Annotated in this window: 14 protein-coding genes; 1 reads left to right on the top strand and 13 read right to left on the bottom strand. The window is 27.5% G+C overall.

Going from position 1 to position 20,387, the window contains the following annotated elements; all coding sequences use genetic code 11:
• Positions 1 to 108 precede the first annotated feature (108 nt).
• From C7954_RS13940 to C7954_RS10365, 3 genes are read right to left on the bottom strand one after another with little or no spacing between them, the layout of a single operon-like run.
• Entirely contained in the window at positions 109 to 348 is a 240-nt protein-coding gene (locus C7954_RS13940) for a DUF4357 domain-containing protein (RefSeq protein WP_073160901.1), read from the bottom strand.
• Positions 349 to 379: 31 nt separating this feature from the next.
• Positions 380 to 514, bottom strand: coding sequence for a hypothetical protein (locus tag C7954_RS14080; RefSeq protein WP_256208209.1), 135 nt, complete (start codon positions 512 to 514; stop codon positions 380 to 382).
• Positions 515 to 518: 4 nt separating this feature from the next.
• Entirely contained in the window at positions 519 to 911 is a 393-nt protein-coding gene (locus C7954_RS10365; protein WP_073160899.1) for a hypothetical protein, read from the bottom strand.
• 33 nt (positions 912 to 944) lie between these two features.
• Here C7954_RS10365 and C7954_RS10360 point away from each other — a divergent pair, with 33 nt between their 5' ends.
• Positions 945 to 1,838, top strand: coding sequence for an IS3 family transposase (locus C7954_RS10360; RefSeq protein WP_073160897.1), 894 nt, complete (start codon positions 945 to 947; stop codon positions 1,836 to 1,838).
• Positions 1,839 to 1,878: 40 nt separating this feature from the next.
• Here the strand turns inward: C7954_RS10360 and C7954_RS10355 are convergent, their stop codons facing one another.
• From C7954_RS10355 to C7954_RS10310, 10 genes are all read right to left on the bottom strand, one after another.
• Positions 1,879 to 2,073: a nucleoside triphosphate pyrophosphohydrolase family protein gene (locus C7954_RS10355; protein WP_073160895.1), complete on the bottom strand. Its 195-nt coding sequence runs from the start codon at positions 2,071 to 2,073 to the stop codon at positions 1,879 to 1,881.
• Positions 2,074 to 2,095: 22 nt separating this feature from the next.
• Positions 2,096 to 2,803: a hypothetical protein gene (locus C7954_RS10350; RefSeq protein WP_073160893.1), complete on the bottom strand. Its 708-nt coding sequence runs from the start codon at positions 2,801 to 2,803 to the stop codon at positions 2,096 to 2,098.
• Positions 2,800 to 4,632, bottom strand: a complete 1,833-nt coding sequence (gene pglZ / locus C7954_RS10345; RefSeq protein ID WP_073160891.1) for a BREX-3 system phosphatase PglZ — start codon at positions 4,630 to 4,632, stop codon at positions 2,800 to 2,802. The genes C7954_RS10350 and pglZ overlap by 4 nt, the downstream gene beginning before the upstream one ends.
• 15 nt (positions 4,633 to 4,647) lie before the next feature.
• Positions 4,648 to 7,512: a DEAD/DEAH box helicase gene (locus C7954_RS10340; RefSeq protein ID WP_134059937.1), complete on the bottom strand. Its 2,865-nt coding sequence runs from the start codon at positions 7,510 to 7,512 to the stop codon at positions 4,648 to 4,650.
• 14 nt (positions 7,513 to 7,526) lie between these two features.
• On the bottom strand, positions 7,527 to 10,013 hold the full coding sequence (locus C7954_RS10335; RefSeq protein WP_134059935.1) for a DNA methyltransferase: 2,487 nt from the start codon (positions 10,011 to 10,013) through the stop codon (positions 7,527 to 7,529).
• Between the two features lie 3 nt (positions 10,014 to 10,016).
• Positions 10,017 to 13,673: a DUF6079 family protein gene (locus tag C7954_RS10330; RefSeq protein ID WP_134059933.1), complete on the bottom strand. Its 3,657-nt coding sequence runs from the start codon at positions 13,671 to 13,673 to the stop codon at positions 10,017 to 10,019.
• A gap of 3 nt (positions 13,674 to 13,676) precedes the next feature.
• Positions 13,677 to 14,144, bottom strand: coding sequence for a BREX-3 system P-loop-containing protein BrxF (brxF, locus tag C7954_RS10325; RefSeq protein WP_134059931.1), 468 nt, complete (start codon positions 14,142 to 14,144; stop codon positions 13,677 to 13,679).
• A 79-nt stretch (positions 14,145 to 14,223) separates the two neighbouring features.
• Positions 14,224 to 15,939, bottom strand: a complete 1,716-nt coding sequence (locus C7954_RS10320; RefSeq protein WP_134059929.1) for a DUF262 domain-containing protein — start codon at positions 15,937 to 15,939, stop codon at positions 14,224 to 14,226.
• Between the two features lie 33 nt (positions 15,940 to 15,972).
• Complete coding sequence (locus C7954_RS10315; protein WP_134059927.1) at positions 15,973 to 18,267, bottom strand: hypothetical protein; 2,295 nt, start codon at positions 18,265 to 18,267, stop codon at positions 15,973 to 15,975.
• Between the two features lie 21 nt (positions 18,268 to 18,288).
• On the bottom strand, positions 18,289 to 20,181 hold the full coding sequence (locus C7954_RS10310) for an AAA domain-containing protein (protein ID WP_338068538.1): 1,893 nt from the start codon (positions 20,179 to 20,181) through the stop codon (positions 18,289 to 18,291).
• Positions 20,182 to 20,387: the final 206 nt, after the last annotated feature.

Below are 20,387 nucleotides of genomic sequence, written 5' to 3'. Positions count from 1 at the left end.
TTATTAATTTAGAAAATAAAATTATAAAGAGTCCTTAAATGGGCAAAATTAAAATTATGAAGGCACCTGATATTTTATCAGGTGTTTTTTCTTTTTTATAATTAAAATTTATTCTTCATCAGGCTGTTCAAATTCTTTTAAGGTCATTCCATTTTTTAATTTCCATTCTCTTAAACCATTAGCATTTCTCCCCATAACAATTGCAACTGCAGTTGAAGGACTAGAAAGCAAATAGTCTTTTTTGAAAATATAATTTTCATCATTTTCAACTACAATTTCTTTTTCTAATAGCTCTTCTCTCTTTTTAATTACCCAATTTTGAGCTGAATCAACAGTATTATTAGACATTCTAGATCCTTTTAGTACTACAAAACCCTCACTAGTTATTTGGATCTTTGCCAAAGAGAAAATATACTCCAATATTTTGTAGATCAGCTCTATCATCAGACTCTTTAATTAAAGAACGAGGGATTTTATAAGCTTTTCCAACCCAATTGGATAATTCACAGGACATTTTTTTATACTGCAGTCTTAGTAGGTTGAGTCACTCTAGTATCTCCATAATTAGAACTGTTATCCTGAATAAAATAACAATGTACATCCCTAGATACCGATTCAACAATATTAGAAAAATAATTTACATCTTTATTATAAACAGACGCAATTAATAAATCTACTTTAGATTTAAAAATTGATCTATATTCTATATCAGCTAATTCATAACAATTATAGCAAGCAAAATGAGCACCTCTCCAAACAAACTTATCATAATTCCAATATTTAGTATCTGGAACTTTTAAATGATTTCCAATGAGCTGTTCAATTTCTGCCGGTGAATAATGATTTTTTATTCTTACTTTGACTATTGAATATGTAACGCCCCCTAAGAGTATTGGACAGACACCAATCAAACATCTTATAATAATTATAGGGGGTAAAAGCAAATGGCTAAAACTTATGATCCTGATGAAAAAATGGAAATTGTTCTTCGAGTTATCAAAGGCGAAAAAATATCTAATCTAGTCGATGAATATGATGTCAGCCGCAGCTCCATCTATCTCTGGAAGAATGAATTTTTAGATGGAGGTATGAGCAAGCTCAGTGGTGATTCTATTACTGAACAGGAAGCCAGGCTTAAAGAAAAAGATGAACAAATCAAAGAGATGGAAAAAATCATTGGTCAGCAGAAAGTCCAGATGGAAATTCTAAAAAAAGCCCTGGCAGAACTAAATACTCCCGATAAAATTAAGATAATTAATCAGCTTAAATCAGAATATACTATTACAGAACTATGTCGAACTTTTAATATAGCCAGAAGCACTTACTATTACCGTCAGAATAATGATCAAGACGAAAATAATAAGACTGAAGATCAACTTTATACTGGTCATCCAGCTTATGATAAAGATGGTAATCTAGTACCAGAAGAAGATGTTGTTCAACTGGTTAAAGATTACTGTGATGAGTCTCCTCATCTAGGCTACAGAATGGTAACTGATTACCTGAACTATACAGAAAATCTAAAAGTTAATCACAAACGAATTTACCGCATTATGAAGGTTTTAGACCTCCTGCAGGATAAGATAGTACCAAAACCGAAAGAATATCAATTAAGACAAAAACATGAACTAACTGGACCTAACCAGCTCTGGGAGATGGATTGTGAAGTCTATAGAAAACATTACCGCAGCATAACCCACTGCAGGAATTCTATTGCTAAATTTATTGATAAATACAATAACAGAAGACCACATTCATCTGTTGGTAAAATACCACCAGCAGTTTATCATAAAAACATCCTGAATAACTTAGTTTCAGGAATTAAATTTGCAGCATAAGTAATTAAATTTACTGAGAATTTGTGTTTAACAAATCATATTAAAGCTTGTCCAAGATTAGAGGGGCTAGCTCATTTTTATTTACTGTCTCTTCACTGCTATTCCATTGAAATAACTCTAATAATTCATTAGCTTCAAGAGAAATAGAAATAGCTAGATCTTTAGGATTATGAAATTGAGACCAATTTCTATCATCTCTGAATTTTATAATTTTTTTTATTAATTTTTTATCCATAATCTTAACTCCAATCTAAAATTTATTTCATTGTTATTAAAGCAGCATTAATCCTTCGCACATACTGCCAATGTACATTATTGTATTTTTGAGCTAGTTTCAACAAATCAGGTGTTTCAAAATAGAAAAAGATATGTTTAGGTAAATCTAGCAATGATATTTGTGGAGAATCAACATAGTGTTTTCCATATAATTTCAAAAAATCTACCATCAATTCCTCATCAACTTGAAATTTTTCTTTCCAAGTATAATTATTACCTTCTACTTCTATTAGAGAAAAGTCAACTAATGTATTTAAAAAATTTCTTAAAGAACGGCGAGCAATATCTCTTTCCCCAATATTTTGATATGCCTTTTCTCTTAAATAATTAGCATCAATGGTTTCTTTGCTGCTATAATTTCTATAAATTTCTTTTGAAAATTTTTGTAATATTGGAGCTTTCACTAATAAATTAAAAAGCATTAATGGTTTAGCTCTTTCAAATGATTCTTCTTTAACCATATTGAATATCAAATTATCTGTAACTTTCCTCCCCCTTGAATTATCAATATCTTTCAAGAAATATCTTCCCATAACTGTAATAACTTTTCTTTTACCAGTTTTACCATCTAATTCAACTAAAATATTATCAATTTTATCTCTCTTTTTATAAATTGTATCTCCAACTTCTAAAATATCAATAGTCTTATAAATCCATTCTGGTTTTAACGGTCTATCAAAGCCTTTCATCCAATCACCTCTATAAATGGTATTATTACTTCTTCAATATTTACTCCTCCATGAGTAAAACCTGCTTCACTGTTGCCGAATTTTCTTCGGTTTTTCATAGTTAATATGTATTCTTCACCAATAATATTAGGAAAATTTAAAATCAGTCTATTTTCAAATTCTTCATTTTCTGCTAATTTTCGACTTCTATATAATACTGAGCGAGATGCTCTTTTCTCTATTAAATCTCTACTGGGATTAAACCCATTTCCTTCACAATATAAATTCCCATGATCTGAACATAAATATACTCTAAATTTATTTTCAATTAAATTATTAATAACAGCTGAAAATTCACTTTCATCAAGAAAGTTTTTCAAATTATTAAATTTTAGACTTTCACTTGTAGCTTGATGAGCAATTTCATCAACAAAATTATAAATCAATCCAATATACTCATAACCTAATAACTCAAAAATTTTCGGTTCATTAGTTCTATCAAAGAATATATTTTGATTTTTTGTCTTTTTATTTTCTAATACATTTTCTCTAAATAGCTTCTCCTCATCATATCTACCCTCATCTTCTAATGGAGTTTCAGTTGAAAAGATCGCCCTACGTGAATAAGAAGTTATAGTCGGTATTATAGCATAAGAAAAATGTTCATGATATTTAAGATTCAAATTTTTATCCAAATAGTTTTTAACTACAAACCAATCCTTATAACTCATTCCATCCAAACAAATTAAAGCTGTTTTTTGATCTTCGTTTAATAAATAAGATAAAATTTTATTATTCAATGGAGCATGTTGAAATCTTTGATCATAAACTAAGTCATTATACTTATTAGCTATAAATTCCAAAAACTTATTATCAACTCGTTTTGCAAGCTTGTTTAAATCATTATCTAACTTATTATTTTCATTTAAGTAAACTAAATGTGACCATTTTTTTGCAATATTTCCCCAAGCAACACTCTTAATTTCTTTATCTAATAAACTACTTAATAAATCATATTCTTTCTCAAAAAATTCTTTAACAGATAATTTATCAAAATTTATAATACCACTATTAAAACTGAAATTATTGGTTATTTTACTTTTAACATAATTGATATCAATATTTTCTCCCATCAAATCTAACTTTTTCATATAGCCCTGTTCAAAACAATTATCTAAAATATATTGAATTTTTTTATCATCAAAATTTAACTTAGAATTCTGATTAATGATATACTGATACCATTGTTCTTCCAACCAATTGAAAAAAGATTTTTGATTTGTTAGTTTATTAATATTTACATCTAATTTTTTACCATCTTCTGCAACTATTTTTTTTATTGCACCCTTAAGTTTTTTATGATTAAAATAAAATTTCATTAATAATGAAATTAATGATTCTAAACTATCAATTGGGAAAGAAAAACTATATAAATTTTTTAAAGCATATTTTAAGGTTTTATTATAATTTAATTTTTCATATCTTTTGAAGTTATGCTGATAATGATTATAAAGATCTCTTATTTCTGAATCAGAAATCCAATCAATTGCTCTTTTATTTAATAAAGGGAAAACATCTTCTAAAGAAATTTTGACTATTCTAAAATGATCCAAAAAATAACTTGATAAATTCTTATCTGATTCTACTATCACTAGTAATGAAGAATTAATATTTTTGATCTTTTTTCTCAGTTTTAACTCCATTGTATAATAATAAAGTTCATTAAAACTTTCTGATAGCTGATCAGCTAAAAAATCATTAGCTAGTAAATCGTCATCATCTATAACAAATATTATTTCATGTTGATATTCATTTAATTTTTCAATTATCTTATTATACCATTTCTCCATAATATCACCTATATCTTATTTAAATTCTACATAAGCTAACTGGACACAATCTAACTTAGGAAATAACTCTTCTTTCTCCTTTAATTGTTCTAATTCTAAATCATAATCAGAAGCTAAATTTGAAAGTTTTCCTTTTTTTATATTTTCAACTTTTATATTTTCAACTGCTTCCCTTTTCTGTTTGAAATATTCTTCAAGTTGTGATTTCTGTTGTTTTAATTTGTCAGTCCAATCTAACTTCTCTGATAAAAATATATCTTCAGCCTCTTTTTCAGCTTCTTTTTTTGCCGATTCTTCTAAGCATTTTATTTGACTATAATCTGGTAAGACACCTAGATTAAAATTATTAAAATCACTTATATCAGCAAATGCTTTAGAAATTCGCCGGTTGAATCTTTCAGTATCTTCTATAAAGATTGAAATTAATTCAGTATAATTATAGTTGAAATTATTCGTGATATTTAGCTTCCAATAACTTAATAATCCGCTTTTACCTGCAAATCTATTATCATTTATTTCAAATGCAGAGACATAGCCTTCTTTTTTTGATTTTTTAATAACTTCTTTAACATAATCATGGTTTAAACTAAATAAATCTGCCTCTTCAGTATTTAAACCTTTGCTGGGTTTAAAGATTACCTTAGAAAAATGATTTTTGAATTTTTCGTTCGCAAAATTATTTTGAAAATAATAAATATTTTCATCCCTACTGTATTCATTTAACTCCATATTATTTGACTTGAAAAATAATTTTATAAAAGATTTAACTTTTTTAGGCACTTCTTCAATTACTTTTTTATCAGCTTTTTTTAATTCATTCTTTTCATTAAAAGGAATTAAATAATCTTCGTCTTCAATTATATTTTTAGCTTTATTATACATTTCTTCACCAATTTGATCTAATTTTTCTTCTTCCAGCTCATCATTGATCACAGCATCAAAATATAATTGATTAAAATTAAAATCCTCCTGTAAAGTTGAAAGAACATCTCCAAACTTATCTTCTCCAAACTGGTCTTTTATAATTCTAAGCTTATTTTCTAAAATTTCTCTAACATGTTCTTCCACTGTATCTTTTAAAATAAAGTTAAAGATTTTAACATCTTCTTTTTGGCCAATTCTATCTATTCTTCCTATTCTTTGTTCCAATTTCATAGGATTCCAGGGTAAATCATAATTAATCATATAAGAGCAGAACTGTAAATTAATACCTTCTCCACCAGCATCAGTGGATACTAATATTTGAGATTCTTCTTTAAACTTATTTTTCTGCAATATTTTTTCCTCTAATGATAATTTGCCATTAATATGTGCTGTTTTATAACCTAATTTTTCGAGAGATTCTAAAATATAATTCTGTGTTTCTATAAACTCTGTAAAAACAATTATTTTCAAGTCCGGATCTTTTTCTTTTTGCTTAGCAAAATCAATAATTTCAAGCAATTTCTTTAATTTAGCATCATCATTACCATTTAAAGATTTTTCAGCACTTTTAATACAATTTTCGATTATATTAATTTCTTTATTTAGATATTTATCATTTTTTAAAAAAGCCATATTACTTTCAATAAATTCAAGCTGTTCTTCACCACTAAGCTCATCTAAATCCTCTAAATCAAGACTATTTAATCTGCGAGAAATATCTTTTACTTTTTTTAATTTTTTATATCTTTTTTCTAAAGTCTTTTTAATTGCTCTACTACTACTGGAAACAATTCTTTGATAAAGCATTAACAGAAAAATCATTGGATAATTTTTCTCAAATTTAGCTAAATCATAATATTCCGAAACATAATCTACAATATTATCATACAATTCTTTTTCAGCTTCATCACTGCTGTTGTTTCTAGAAATTCTAACCTCATTGGTAAGTCTATTTTTAAAGATGCGTTTACCTTCCATATCTACAACTGCTCTTTTTTTATTTCTAACAGTTACTTGTTTGACCTTTTCAGGAACAAGATTATCTCTATTATAAAATAAATGGGGATCAATTAATTTTAACATATTTTGAAAAACTGCTGGTTTACCATTATGCGGTGTTGCAGTTAATAGCAAAAGTGTTGGAGTAACTTCTGCAAGTTCTTTTCCTAATTTATAACGGGCGGTTTCACGGCCAGATTTATATTTTGTTAATTTATGAGCTTCATCAAAGATAACTATATCCCAATCTCCATCAATACAACTATTGTATATTTTCTCATTATGTTCTTTTCTTCTCTTATACTCAGCTTCACTAATTTCATCAGATAATTTATTCGATTTTAAAAAGTCAATTGAAGTTATAACCTGATCAAATTCAAACCATATATTACCTTCTTCACCATGAAGATCTTCCAAAGCATTAGCTTTATCTTTGTTTAAAATATAAAAGTCTTCATCAAATTTTAATTTCATTTCCTCCTGCCATTGATTAGTTAATCCAGCAGGTGTAATGATTAATACTCTTTTAGCTGTTCCTCTTAACTTTAGTTCTTCAAAGATTAAAGCTGCCTCTATAGTTTTACCTAATCCGACTTCATCTGCTAATAAACATCTAGTTTTGAATTTATTAAGCACAAAATTCAAAGCTAAAATTTGATGTGGTAAGGGCTGAATCTTAAAATTTACAGAAGATATTACATCTTGGTTATTATAAAACTGTTCTAAGTTATGGGCCATATTTTTAAGAAAAAAAGTATTTGGATCTGAACTATAGCCTGCAGCTAATAGGGAAGAAGGATCTGGCAAAAGTTCCAGATCCTCTTTTTTTACTTGTATTGTTTTAGTAACTTTTTTAAAGAAAACTTCAAAATAAATATTATTGAAAATTTCAGCTTTAGAAATTATTTGTCCAATACCATATTTATCTTTATATTTTACTTTACTTCCTAGCTTCATAATTCCACCTCAATTTACTCTGTTTTCATCCGAGCAATATCTACAAAGTCAAGTATATCCCCACTGGATTCTAGAGTAGATTTATATAATCTATCTGCTACAGTTACTATATCCTCATAGTTTTCCTGTTGATAACATTTAGTAAAGCCATGGATTAATGCTTCTTTTCTTATATTTTTGATCTTTCTACTACCGTTTTTAGCACGGTCCAATAATTTTTTCCAGGCCCTTTCTAAATTCTTAGTTCTACTTTTTTCTATACTTTCTCTTTCTTTTCTAGTTTTTGGTCTTCTATATTTTCCGTCTTCTAAAATAAAGTTTTGATCTAGTAATTCTCTTAATTCAGGTATCTTATCATCAGTTTGTGTTGCTATTTGCTCATAACTAGTATAAATTTCTCCATATTCTTTTGGTTCATCTAAAAAGTTATTGATCCAGGTTAAAGCACTTTTCTCATCAACAACAAATAATACCTGATTACCTTTTTTAATGTCTTCTATTTCATCGAGTTTAAGCGAACTTTTCCACTCACTATATTCATCAGCCTGATCTTCTAAGAACCAGTAACCATCTAATTCTACAAAGTTATCATGTAATAACTTATAGAAATTATTAGCATCATATTTTATCTTAAATCCATTCTCAACATAATGGGCTAACATTTTAGAATAAAGCATCTGTTCTGTTCTTTCTATATTAGCTTCAACTGGCAAATGTTTTAGCTGTTCTTTTACAAAATCTGCTTCTAATCCTTCACCAGCATTTTTTAAGAATTTATCTTCAAATTCTTTTTTTGGCTTGTATGCATTAATTACAAGATCATTTTTAACTGCTCCTGGACTACTTAATTGTTTGATTGTTCCTTTCTTTTTATCTAGAGTTGCTACTTGAGCTATTATGAAACCAGCTCTATTTAAAGACTCTTGTATACCATTCCAAATGGAAGCTTTAGAATTATGAAATTCAATAGTTATCCATCTATTAGGTTTTAAAATTCGATACATCTCTTGAAAGGATTTAGTCATTAATGATGTATAATCATTAAGATCTTTCTTTTGCTTATTATTTATTATTGCCTCATCTGTTTTATTAGTAAAAACTTTCATCCAAGATTCCATTAAAAAATTAAGTTCTGAATACATTATATTCGCACCAAAAGGAGGGTCTGTAAAAATATAATCAATTGAGTCTTCTTCTAAATTTAAATTTGTAATTGACTGGTTTGATATAAATACATTTTTATTGTTTTCTTTTAAAGTTCCCTTAATCATTTTGTTTATTCTTCTTTCTAAGGCATCAATTAGGTTATTTTCTTCAAAGAAATAAGGACAGTATAGAGTACCTGATAAAGTTCCTACATGACGATTTCCATACTTTGGTATGTATCTGTTTCTCTTTGAAGCTCTAGGTAGTGATGCTAATAATGCATTTAATAAAAAATTTCGGATAGATTTTCTCTTAGAATATTTATCTGTTAAAGAAAGAAATTTACTTAAAACCCATATATTTCGTTTGGTAAAAAAATGATGTACATGAGTAAAACCATGAGATTTTATCGGTTGAGAAGTGTTATAACCATCTGGTAACTTGTTATTTGGATACCAATATGGTATTTCTTTACTTCTTATTTTTTTAAGTTTATTAATATCTTTTTCATCTGGAATTTTTTCATATCTGGTATTTTTATATGAATAAAAAATTAAAACAGGTTCCTGTCTTGCTATGGAAACATTCTTACCAAGAGCAGTATCATATAATTCATGAAAGATTCTTTTTGATTCTTTTTTAGAGATTTCCGCTCCACAACTAGAACATTTATATTTTTTTTGATTTTCTCTTTTCTCACCATTGTTTTTAACAGATTCATCCCATAAAATATATTCAGTATTACAATAAGGACATTCATAGACATCGCTCCAAACTACATAGTCTATAACACCTAACTCATTATTTTCTTTATGCTCGGTATAATATAATTCTGTACATTCATTTTTAAGCTCATCTATTATTTTTTTTGTAATTGTTTTTAATTCCGCTTTGTTTAATTTTTTATTATTACAACTGCTTGATATTAAATTAGCATACGGAGATAATTCTACTAATAAAGCATTACGTTGTGTTTTTTGGGCAGCTACTCCTGTCATACCAGTACCTGCAAAGCCATCAAAAACAATGTCATTTTCTTTTGTATAATGTTTAATATATTTTTGAATTGCTTTATGAGGTACTTGAGTATGATAACTATATGCTCTATAAATTGAATCATTTTTCCCCTCACTAACATCACCAACAAAGGGCTTTCTCTCATAATCATCATTCTCAGGATCATATGTTGTTCCATATTCTTCAATAAAGTCATTGATATATGGATTAGGACAAGCTGTGTAATAAGGTGGATCTGATAGTTTTAAAATGTCTTTATCATCTGCTATTGGGAATCCATCTATATCTCTAGCTCCGTCTAATAATTTCTCTAATGGTGTAATATCTTCTTTATTCAAAATTTATTCCTCCTCATCAATTTCTTTAAACTTAATTCTAATATTATTTTTATCTCCATGTTCTAAAATCCAAGCTTTAATTTCAGATAACTTTTTATCAAACATATCATAATCTAAAACACCCTGATCTTTAAATATAATCTCCATTAATTGTTTAGGAGTTACCTCTACTTCTTTTAATTCTGAAAATAGAGTATTTAATACTGTGATTATCTCATTTGTTATAGTTTGAGGCAATTCTTTCTTTTCTAATATTTCATCAACAATATTTTGTTCAGAGCTAGTCAGTTTAGAAATATTATCCTCATAATTTCTTATTTCAGAAATGATTTGACCTTCCCACTCTTCTTCAATCTCTATTACTTGATTAAATAAATCGTCTAATGTGTCATTTAAATCATTAAAATTACTATCTATATTTTCTGGGAAATTACAATGCGGACAGTTAATTTTTTCTTCTAGATATTCTTCTTTTAAATTTGTACACTTAACTCTTTCTAAGTTATTAATTTTCACCTTTAAGTTATTATACTTTCTAGTATTTATACCAGTAATATTTTTAAGCTTTTCTAAGCGTTCTAATTCTTTTTTATTATTTATTTCTTCTAATTTAGACCATTCAATATTTTCTCCAACTTTGTTCCGGTGTTGACGATAATATATAGCTTTATACTTATCTTTAAATTGATTTAATTTTCCTTTTAACAATCTTCTTTGATCATATTCTAATAATAACATTAAATCATTGTCGTTTGTTCCTAGCAATTCTTCACAAGCAACAGCTATTTCTTTTAATTTATCGATAGATTCATCCTCAAAAAAACTAGCATTTTCTTTAATCAGCTTTAAAGCTTTTTCCATATATAGATATTCATCATATATAAACTCTTCAAAGTCATTTAAGTACCCAAATAAATGCTCTAAAAGTTTAAGTCCTTGTTCAAGATCTTTTAATTCATCTTTATCCAAACTAATCTTTTTGAAATCAGTAATAGTATTAACCTTTGAAAATAAATCAATCGGAATATTTTTTAAGCCTTCTCTTTTTTTAATTAATTTATTTATGTCGAAAAAATCATTTGGTTTCATTTTTAACTTATTCAGTTTTTTATCAATTTCTTCTATCTCATTTTTAATATCATCAATTCTTTCTTTAAATGTTTTTAATGCATTAATCCTTTTATTTTCTTGTCTTACTAAACCAGGATTAATATCTAAAACTTTAAATAAATCAATAATAGCATCTACAGGAAAATCAGTTTCTAAACTTACATAAGATATCTCTTCAAATTTATCTAAACCTGAACTGAAAAATTGCTTTAAATCAGATGCCGTTAAAGTTCTTACAGAACCTCTATTATTGTGTTTTAAATTAGCCTCTCCATTATAGGTTATTACAAACAGAATCAAATATACTAATTCTTTTTGCAAACCAAATGGTGGTTCTGCTAACATTTCAACTAATCTATTTATACTAATATTTTTACCTTTATTATCTTTAAGCTTATCTAAAATTATATTAGCATACTTAGAATTTCTGGTATCTAGATAATTATTATCATCTAATAAGTTAAGAGAAGACAATAAATTTTGAGAATTACTTAATGAAATCTCTTCTCTACCAGTTAAGATACTATCTATTGTTCTTTCTACTTCTCCCTGAATATTTTCTGGAGATAATCGGTTTATCAAATCAGGATACTCAGGATATTTATCATTAAATACATGTCCAAATACAGCTGGTTTAACTGCTTCATAATAAGCACTTAAAGTGTCTGGCTCTTGTGCTAATAATTTTTTGGTACTATCATAATCCCCGCCATTTTTGATATTAGTTAACAGCAATAACTTAAGTAGTTTTTCTTTTGCCTCTTCTAAAAACTTCCTCTTCTTTTTATCCATTATACTTTTAGGATAATTACTGCCACTTTTAAGAGAATTTACTGCAGCTATCTTACTAAGTAAATTATCTAATTCCTCATTATATTCTAGATTTAAAATTGCAGTATCAAAATCACTTTTTATTGTTGCTGATTTTTGATATGGAGAAACTATAACAAAATTAAAATCTCCATCACCCTTTTCTAAAACAACTGAATTATCATCATAAATAAAAGTGCCTTCTCTAAATGATTTCTTTTCTTTCCAATAACTATCATCATCAAAGACTCTGTCATGATTTGAATCTGAATCTAAATAGAAATTATCTTTTAGAATGTTTAATAGCACACCATCTTCAGCACCATCATAAAGGTTTTCTGCTTTTCTTTGAATAACTACATCATAGTCAATATCATGGTCTAAATCCAAATAATAATAATCATTTTTAGTCTTATTAATAAATTGTCCATCTGTTACTTCTCTTAATTTCTTTAAAATCATTCTAATTCTATCTACATTTGTAATATTATCAGAAATTATCATTAAGTCATTAGCTAACTCATCTGGATTAGCACCATTATTTGTTGTCTTACCATAAATTTTTAATACAGCTAAAGCATTGATTATTTTTTTTGCATCTTCTTGGTGATTTGGTCTTAATAAATCAACTTTACTATTTAAAGTTTCTACAGCATTAACTACAGGGGCTATTTCATCGAGTTGTCTAATGTTATGATCTTTAGCCATCTTATTATAAATTTTATCAAAAGTTACAAAGGCTGGAAATTCTTCATCCAAAATATTTTTCACTTCTTTAACAGTGAAATCTAAAATACCTCGATTCTCAAAATAAGGTAAATAATTGAAAACTTCAATAATATAGGGATGAACTGGAAATAATTCAACAAATTCATTTAAATTATTTTGGACTTGAGGAATTTGTTGACCATACTTATCTAACAAATCTTTTAATTGATCCCTTTGGCTAATATCTTTTTTTAAGGCTCTTTGTGATAATACTTTTTTAATATCATCTTTAGAGATAGTAATAATTTCATAACGTTGAATAGTTCTGCCAATGCTTTCAGCCTCTTCAATAAATTCATCACTTTCAAATACATTTTCCTGCATCGAACCTAAGAACATAAAATCCATTTGGTTACTTGCTTGTGCTAAAACTCTCATAAATTGAGTGTCTGCAAATTTCATCTCTTTACTAGGTTTTGACTTTAAGAAGTCAGAAATTTCATCAATAATTACTACTAATCCCATTTTAGGATTTTCAGATTTAATAATATCCAATATTTCTTTTACTTTTTCTTTATGATCATAAATATCACCAGCATCAATCTCCGGTATTTCAATACCATAATTTTGTTTTAGTTTAACTGTTAGTCTATCGTAGAAAAATTCACTTAGAGTATGTTGACTTGGTTGAAGTTCAAAATGCACAACTGCAAATTCTCTATCTAAACTCTCTTTAAATATTTCTTTAGTTTCTTCATCTTGTAAACTATCAGCTAATCTATGATTATCAATTACTGCTGCTAAAATAGCCAGAAAGTGAGATTTACCTGAACCATAGTTACCAATAATTTGATAAGACTTATGTTTAGGTTTTTTTAAGTCTTCTGCTATTCTTTGAATATGTCCTTTTAAATCATCTGTTATTACATATTTTTCAATTGTATCTTTTGCTTTATCCTCAGTTTCAATATATGTATCAATATCAATAACTTTATCCAATTCTTCTAAATGTAATAAATCTTTAACTTTCATTAATTAATTCACCTCAACTTCAGTTATTCTTTCAGAGACAATTCTAGATATATCAATATCTTTATGATCCTGTTTATCCGGGGTAGAATATATCACTTTATCATCTCTCATTTTACCTTCAATAAATATTACGGCTTCCTTGTCTCCTCGCATAGCATATCTAAATGTTTCAACAGGATTAATTAAATTTAATTCTGGAGAATAGATTATACTTGTATTAGTAATTACTATTTTATTTTCTTGATCACTAAGCCATTCTTTTATCTTATCACCAATTTTTAAACCAATTTTGTTTTCAGGTATATTCTCTACTAAATCTAAAATTACTTCTTCAATATCATAAACATCCCAGCCATTATTTTTTAAATAATCAATTATATTATTTTTATGATTTTCTTCACTTCCTACTAATGTTAAAAGTTTGTAATGACTGCCTCTATTACTTTTAATTAAATCATCTATATGTGTCACCAAACCACCCCTTTAGATTTTTAATCATTAATTATAATAATTCAAGAAATTGTTATTAAGTCCTTTATTTTATATCTTATTACAAAGACCAAATATCAACAGCAATTTTAGATAATTCTTCACTTCTTTGTAAAATAGAATTAGATTTCCATTCTGAATAATTTTTAATAATTTCCTCTGTCATTTTAAAACTAGATTCATCATAACGCTCTTTCTTTTGCTTAAAAGGCTTATTTGAAGCTCTAATATTTAACTTATATTCTAGTAAAGTTAAATTCCCTATTCTAGTTTTTAAATTCTCAAATTCAGCTTTATCTACATCTAAATAATCAGCCCACTTTTTATACTTTTTAGCAGTAAAAGAACTTGTCGGTGCAATATGTTCAATATGTACCTCTGACCTTTCCTTAATTGATTTACCAGCAGCATTTTTCATAAAATGCTTTTTCTCAAAAGTGTCCAAAATATATTTAGTTTGATCATTATTTCTGAAATCTCTTTCTTTAAAATTATTTTCAAATTCTGAATCACTTGGCATGTTCTTTTTAAAATAATTTTTTATAAATAATTCAGGATTATCTTCACTAAAAGCATTAACTGCTAAATAATTATAGATTGTATCTAACTCACCTGTAGCTAATTGACCAACAATTCGCCTGATAGAAAATGTTTCAATGTATTCTAAAATAGAGGTCAAATCCTGAACTGAAAGCTCTTTTTTTAATGTCTGATCAAAAGCTTTTAATAATAGTGTTCTAGCTGGCAAGGCACCAATAGCATTAAAATTATTGAGATGATCATTTATAATTGTTCTCTGATTTTTAGTAAAAAAATCATCACCAATATTTGCATTATTAATATTTCTATACAACTCAGATTTTTCTTCCATATTTTTTATATAATCTTCTATTGTTAGATTATAATCTGCTAAATCTTCATTAATTATTTCTTTAAATCTATCATAAACTCTTCTTTGAGTAATTTTACTGTTAGTTACTGGTTCACTCGACATTATATAATGCCTAAAAAACCTGACTTTCCTATTTACATCTTGAATATTCAAAATAATATTTTCCCAATTCTCTTTAATCAAGTCTGTATCCACATCTTCATTATTATTTGCTACTTTAAGTAAATAATTTTTCATTAAATCTATGGCAGATAATTCTAAACCTCTGTCATTTAAAGTTTCAAATAATCTAAAGGCTGATTTTTCATTTTGAGCCTGGATTAACACAACTAAAATTTGTTCTAATAATTTATCATAAACTTCTTCAATTTCTTTTTCAGTCATTTTAGATAGTTTTTCTTCAAAAAATTTATAAGCATTAATTAAATTTTGATTATCAATGCTTTTCATATTATCATTCATAATATTTTCATAATCAGAATGATCTAATTTACCCAATTCTAACTGAATTCTCCTTTTAGCTTTTTTGTTTTTGGTAAATAAATAATTAGCATTTATCATTTTTGCCATTTCATTATATTCTTGATTATCTTTAAACTTCTTTTGAATATTTTTTAATAATAACATAATTGTAGTTAATCTTTGCTGTCCATCAACTAATTCTAGTTCATTAAAGCCAATATTATGAGCTCCAGTTATAACAACTATTGATCCTAAAAAATGTTCCTCATCAGCTTCTAATGAATTTAAATCAAACCAAAAATCTTCAAGCTGCTCTCTTTTCCATGAAAATCTTCTCTGATAATCAGGTATTTTATAATATTCACTATTTCCGGTTAACACTTCTTCAATTTTCATTTCTTCTGCATGGATTTTATTTCCCAATTTAATCACTCCAATATTTATGATTTATTATATCTACATCAAATCTGACAAATCTCCCAATTCTTCAATCAAGGGCAATATAATCTGAGAAATGGGCTTAGTAGTTTTTTGAATCACTTTTTCTTTATCCTGCTCATCTTCTAACTGAGAGTAGATAGAAAAGCCTATTAAACCTAGTGCTATTTTAAATCTTTCTTCATAGAGCTCTATTTCACTCTGATCTAATTTTTTAGTTTTTAAAGTTCTCTTTAAATTAACATTATCTCTGTTTATATAAATATCCAAGTCTTTATCTGACTCTTTAATTAAAATTGTACTATCTTCACTCCATTTTTCAGGCCAATCCTCTTTTTCTAATAAAGAAATATTAGGTAAATTTAAATTATCATTTTTATCTTTAGGTTTATTAGTTTTAGTCTTCTTTTTCTTTCCTTTATCAGTTTCAGTTATATTTAAAATAAAACTATCCACAAAAGTAGGTGCAGCACCAAAACTGTCTAGTTCAACATCAATCGTAATCCTATCTCCCTCTTTTAAGGAAATTAATTCTGGAACTACTGTTAGAGTAAGCTTGCCGTTTCTTAGTCTCCTACTTTTAATTAGACTATCATTAGAAATTCTTAGTTCACCAGGATCATTAGCTCTATCTAAAAATTCATTTTCTACATCTGTCTCAAAAACAACTCGACAGTAACTATTTTCTGGACAATTCTTTTTACCATCTTTAGGATTTATCAATTCAAAATATGTTGGAAATCTTTTTCCTTCATATTGATCCTCGTTATCTCCAATTTTCCAGGGATTGGCTAATTTCTTTCCCTGGCCAAATAAAATAGCTATTTCTGAGTTTTTCTTAACTAATTCCTGGAAAAGATCTTTTGTTTCCTCAGCTTTCTTTTCTAAAGTTTTTTTCATTTTTTCTTCTTTTCTTTTTATATTCCATTTTTTTAATAAAACATCATTTTTTAATAGATTTTCTAATTCCTTTTCTAACTTTTTACTTAATTTATCCCCAGTTCGTAATCTATCTCTAGAACCCATAAAAAGATCTTCTCTAACATCTTTAGAAAAATCACTGCAGTCTAGATGAACCAACAATGAATTTTTAATCCAATCCTTTTTTACTCTTTTTCTAGTAAAAAATCTACGATCATAAGTTGCATGGGCCTGACCATTTATTGTTAAAATAATTGCTTCAGACGCTTTTAAAAAATGTTCTTCTTTACCATCTTTAAATAACCAAATTTTTACATGAACAGTTCCTAAGCCCTTAATTTTAAGATCTTCAGAAATAGGAAAGTCTTTTTCTATCAGATTATATATATCTGGATTGTTTGCTATTCTAGCTGTCATTCCAGTTAAAGTAGTCTCAGTTAGATCTCCTTTATAATTTCTAGCATCTACTAAACGGACAGGAATTGGCATATTGAATAATATTCTGTTTAAGCTATAATATAAATCAAAAGTAATTAAAGTTCTATCAGTTATATCATACTCATATAGCTTAATTAGAGTTCCATAATTTATTTTGTTCTTATATTTTCCAGACTTGCTATCAGGTAATATATCTAAGTTATCAGCCTTAAAACTTACAATTTTCTGGTCTGGTGCAAAATATTCATAAACCGAAGATTTCTCTCCAGCCTTGGGGCGTCTTCTTCTAACTAAAGTAAAGCCCCATTCATTATTTGAATCATCAATCTTAGGATGTTTTCGAGACATGACAAACTGATAATTTTTCTGACCACAAAAAGGAAGGGCACCAGTACCACCCATATTAAATCTACCCTGAACAAATAAAATTTTGTCTTTGTTTGATTTATGTAAACTTAATAGAGTATCCGGAAAGTCTTCTGGTCTTTGCCCCTCACCTTTATCATAAATAATATAAGATGGATTTTGACGGGATCCTGTTGCAATCAAGTTTATTTTTTCAGCTAGTTTAGTTTGTTCTTTTGAACTAAGAAGAGAAATTTCACCATCTTGAATATTAAAGAACTTTTCAACTGCTTGGTTCATAGTTTTAGGAGCAGCATCACTATTAGGATCTATACCGTTTTTTTTAGCTTCAGATATTAAAACTGCATCTATACTATTGATTATTTTTTCTACTAAAGCTAAAGTAGAATCACTCTGTTGATTACCAATAGTGCCAAAGTTATTATCTAAATCACCATAATTTCGCCAGTTATTATCATCAGCAAAAATTTCATGTTTATTTAAGATAGAATCAATTTCTTTTTCTGTTTCCGCTTTAATAAAGTCTATTGCTAATTTTTTATAATTAATTTGATTATCAAAACCTAGATTCATTTTTTGATAATTCATAACTGCTCCTTTCTGCTAAACTCAGCTGGGCCTAATCAAATCAACATCTTCGATCTTCCACTTTTCAATCTTGCCTGATTCGTTAATAACAATCAGATGATCATTTTTAATATCATAAACTTTTCCTGTTCTACCATCAAAATTTTCTACAATATCGTGTAGATCAAACTCATCAATATCTTCTTCATAACTTTCTCCAAAATCAAGCTGTAGATTTAAATCTTCATTTTCAGTAATTTCTTTTTGACTGCTAATTACTTGAAAACTCTTAGATTCAACTTCAACATTTTCATTATCCTTTTCTTGATTCTGTTCTTTTAATCTATCCTGATTCTTATTATTCTTTTCAATTTCTTTAGGCTCTTCTTCAAACTTTTCTTCTCTTTTTTGAGGCTTTATATTTAAAGAATTAAGTATTTTAATTACAGAACTCATTGCCTGATCTGGATCATTATAAAAAGCAGAACCTGATACGCGCCAGAAGGTCCAGCCAACTCTTTCTAATTGATGCTGTCGCATTTTATCAGCCCACCATTTTTCTGGTGGATGCCAGCGGTCACCATCACATTCTACAGCCAGTCTGTTATTTTCTCCTTCAACAACCAGATCAATTCTATAAGCACCAACTTCTACCTGAGGTGTAACTTCATATCCACGTTTAGTTAACCAGTCATAAACATCTTCTTCAAATACAGAATCACATTTTTTCTTTTTATTTTCATCTAAATCTTTTTCTGTAATTCCATTTTTAATATAATTCAATAATTTATAGCGCAGATCATCCTGATTGTTAAGATCAGTTCCCAATTGCACAGAATGAAATAAGATTAATTTATCTTTAGCCCGGCTGGTTGCAACATTAATTCGCTGTTCATAGGTTTTACCGGATAAAGCTCGATAATTATCATCCTGACCACCAACAACCATTGATAAAATAATTATATCTCTTTCATCACCCTGAAAATCATAAGCATCTCCAGCATGGAATCTTATTCTTTCCTGATCTTTAGTACTAATATAATTATCAATTAAATTATAGATATGTTTGGCCTGATCTCTTCCGGTTAAAGAGATAACACCAAAGGTTTTATCTCGATATTTATCTTTTTTTATTAACTCTGCTATTTTTTTACAAATTGCTTCTGCCTCTACTTTATTAACTTTATTTTTTCTATAACCATCTTTTACATAAACATTTTCTAAAACAGGCTCTAATTTTTCGCTCTGAGCCGGATTTCTTAATGGAATTATTTTATTTTGATAAAAAAGATCATTATTAAAAGATATAATCTCAGGTAAACATCTAAAATGTTCTTTTAACATCAATTTCTTTGTCCCAAAAAATATTTCTGCTAACTCAAAAATACTAGTTTCTAAGTCAAAGTTATCACTAAAAGGAATATCACCTAAATAACGAGTAATATAATCTAAAACTTTCTGCTTATCTCTACCTACTGCAGAAGGAGTAATCTGTTTTTCATCTCCAACAATAATTGCTTTTTTAGCTCGCAAAAGGGCCAGTAAACTAGTTACATTAGATTGACTTGCCTCATCAATAATGACAACATCAAAAGTTGACATTTTTTTCACTGTTGTCTCAGAAACCTTATAGACAGGCATTATCCAGGCAGGTACAGAATCTCTAGCTTCTTTCATATATTTACGGGCTTTGGCAGCATATTTACTGGCATATTTACCATAACCCTTTCCAATTTTTTTGACCATACTTTTCCAGCTTTTTAAGGCCCCTATATTCTTTTGAGTAATATTATTGATCAAACTAATTTTGGTAGTCACTTCCACAATGTCTTCTTTTAATTCTCTAATCTTATCCTGATTTTCTTTAAGTTCAGCTTCTAATTTAGACATTTTCTCATTTTTATCTGCTATATCTTTTAGATAAGATTTTAGAATATTAAATTTCCAGGCTTCTTTCCAGTTATCTGGTTTAAGCTCATTAGAATCAATTTCAGAATCTAACCAATCCTGATACCAGCGAAAAGCTTCTTTTTTAAGAATCTCTAACCTGAATTATTCATAGCAACCACGAAATAAATTATCAGTCCTAATATAGCAACATTCTATCAAAATATTATTTTCACCCGGTGGGTGAAAGATTT

The organism is Halanaerobium congolense (genome assembly GCF_004366375.1).
Classification (GTDB): domain Bacteria; phylum Bacillota; class Halanaerobiia; order Halanaerobiales; family Halanaerobiaceae; genus Halanaerobium; species Halanaerobium congolense.
This window is presented reverse-complemented; position numbering and strand designations above follow the sequence as displayed.

Excerpts from the sequence above, each read along its gene's own strand:
- C7954_RS10315 (WP_134059927.1), bottom strand. The coding sequence starts at position 18,267 with ATGAATTATCAAAAAATGAATCTAGGTTTTGATAATCAAATTAATTAT.
- C7954_RS10360 (WP_073160897.1), top strand. The coding sequence starts at position 945 with ATGGCTAAAACTTATGATCCTGATGAAAAAATGGAAATTGTTCTTCGA.
- C7954_RS10330 (WP_134059933.1), bottom strand. The coding sequence starts at position 13,673 with ATGAAAGTTAAAGATTTATTACATTTAGAAGAATTGGATAAAGTTATT.
- C7954_RS10355 (WP_073160895.1), bottom strand. The coding sequence starts at position 2,073 with ATGGATAAAAAATTAATAAAAAAAATTATAAAATTCAGAGATGATAGA.
- C7954_RS10340 (WP_134059937.1), bottom strand. The coding sequence starts at position 7,512 with ATGAAGCTAGGAAGTAAAGTAAAATATAAAGATAAATATGGTATTGGA.
- C7954_RS10350 (WP_073160893.1), bottom strand. The coding sequence starts at position 2,803 with ATGAAAGGCTTTGATAGACCGTTAAAACCAGAATGGATTTATAAGACT.
- pglZ (WP_073160891.1), bottom strand. The coding sequence starts at position 4,632 with ATGGAGAAATGGTATAATAAGATAATTGAAAAATTAAATGAATATCAA.
- C7954_RS13940 (WP_073160901.1), bottom strand. The coding sequence starts at position 348 with ATGTCTAATAATACTGTTGATTCAGCTCAAAATTGGGTAATTAAAAAG.
- C7954_RS14080 (WP_256208209.1), bottom strand. The coding sequence starts at position 514 with ATGTCCTGTGAATTATCCAATTGGGTTGGAAAAGCTTATAAAATCCCT.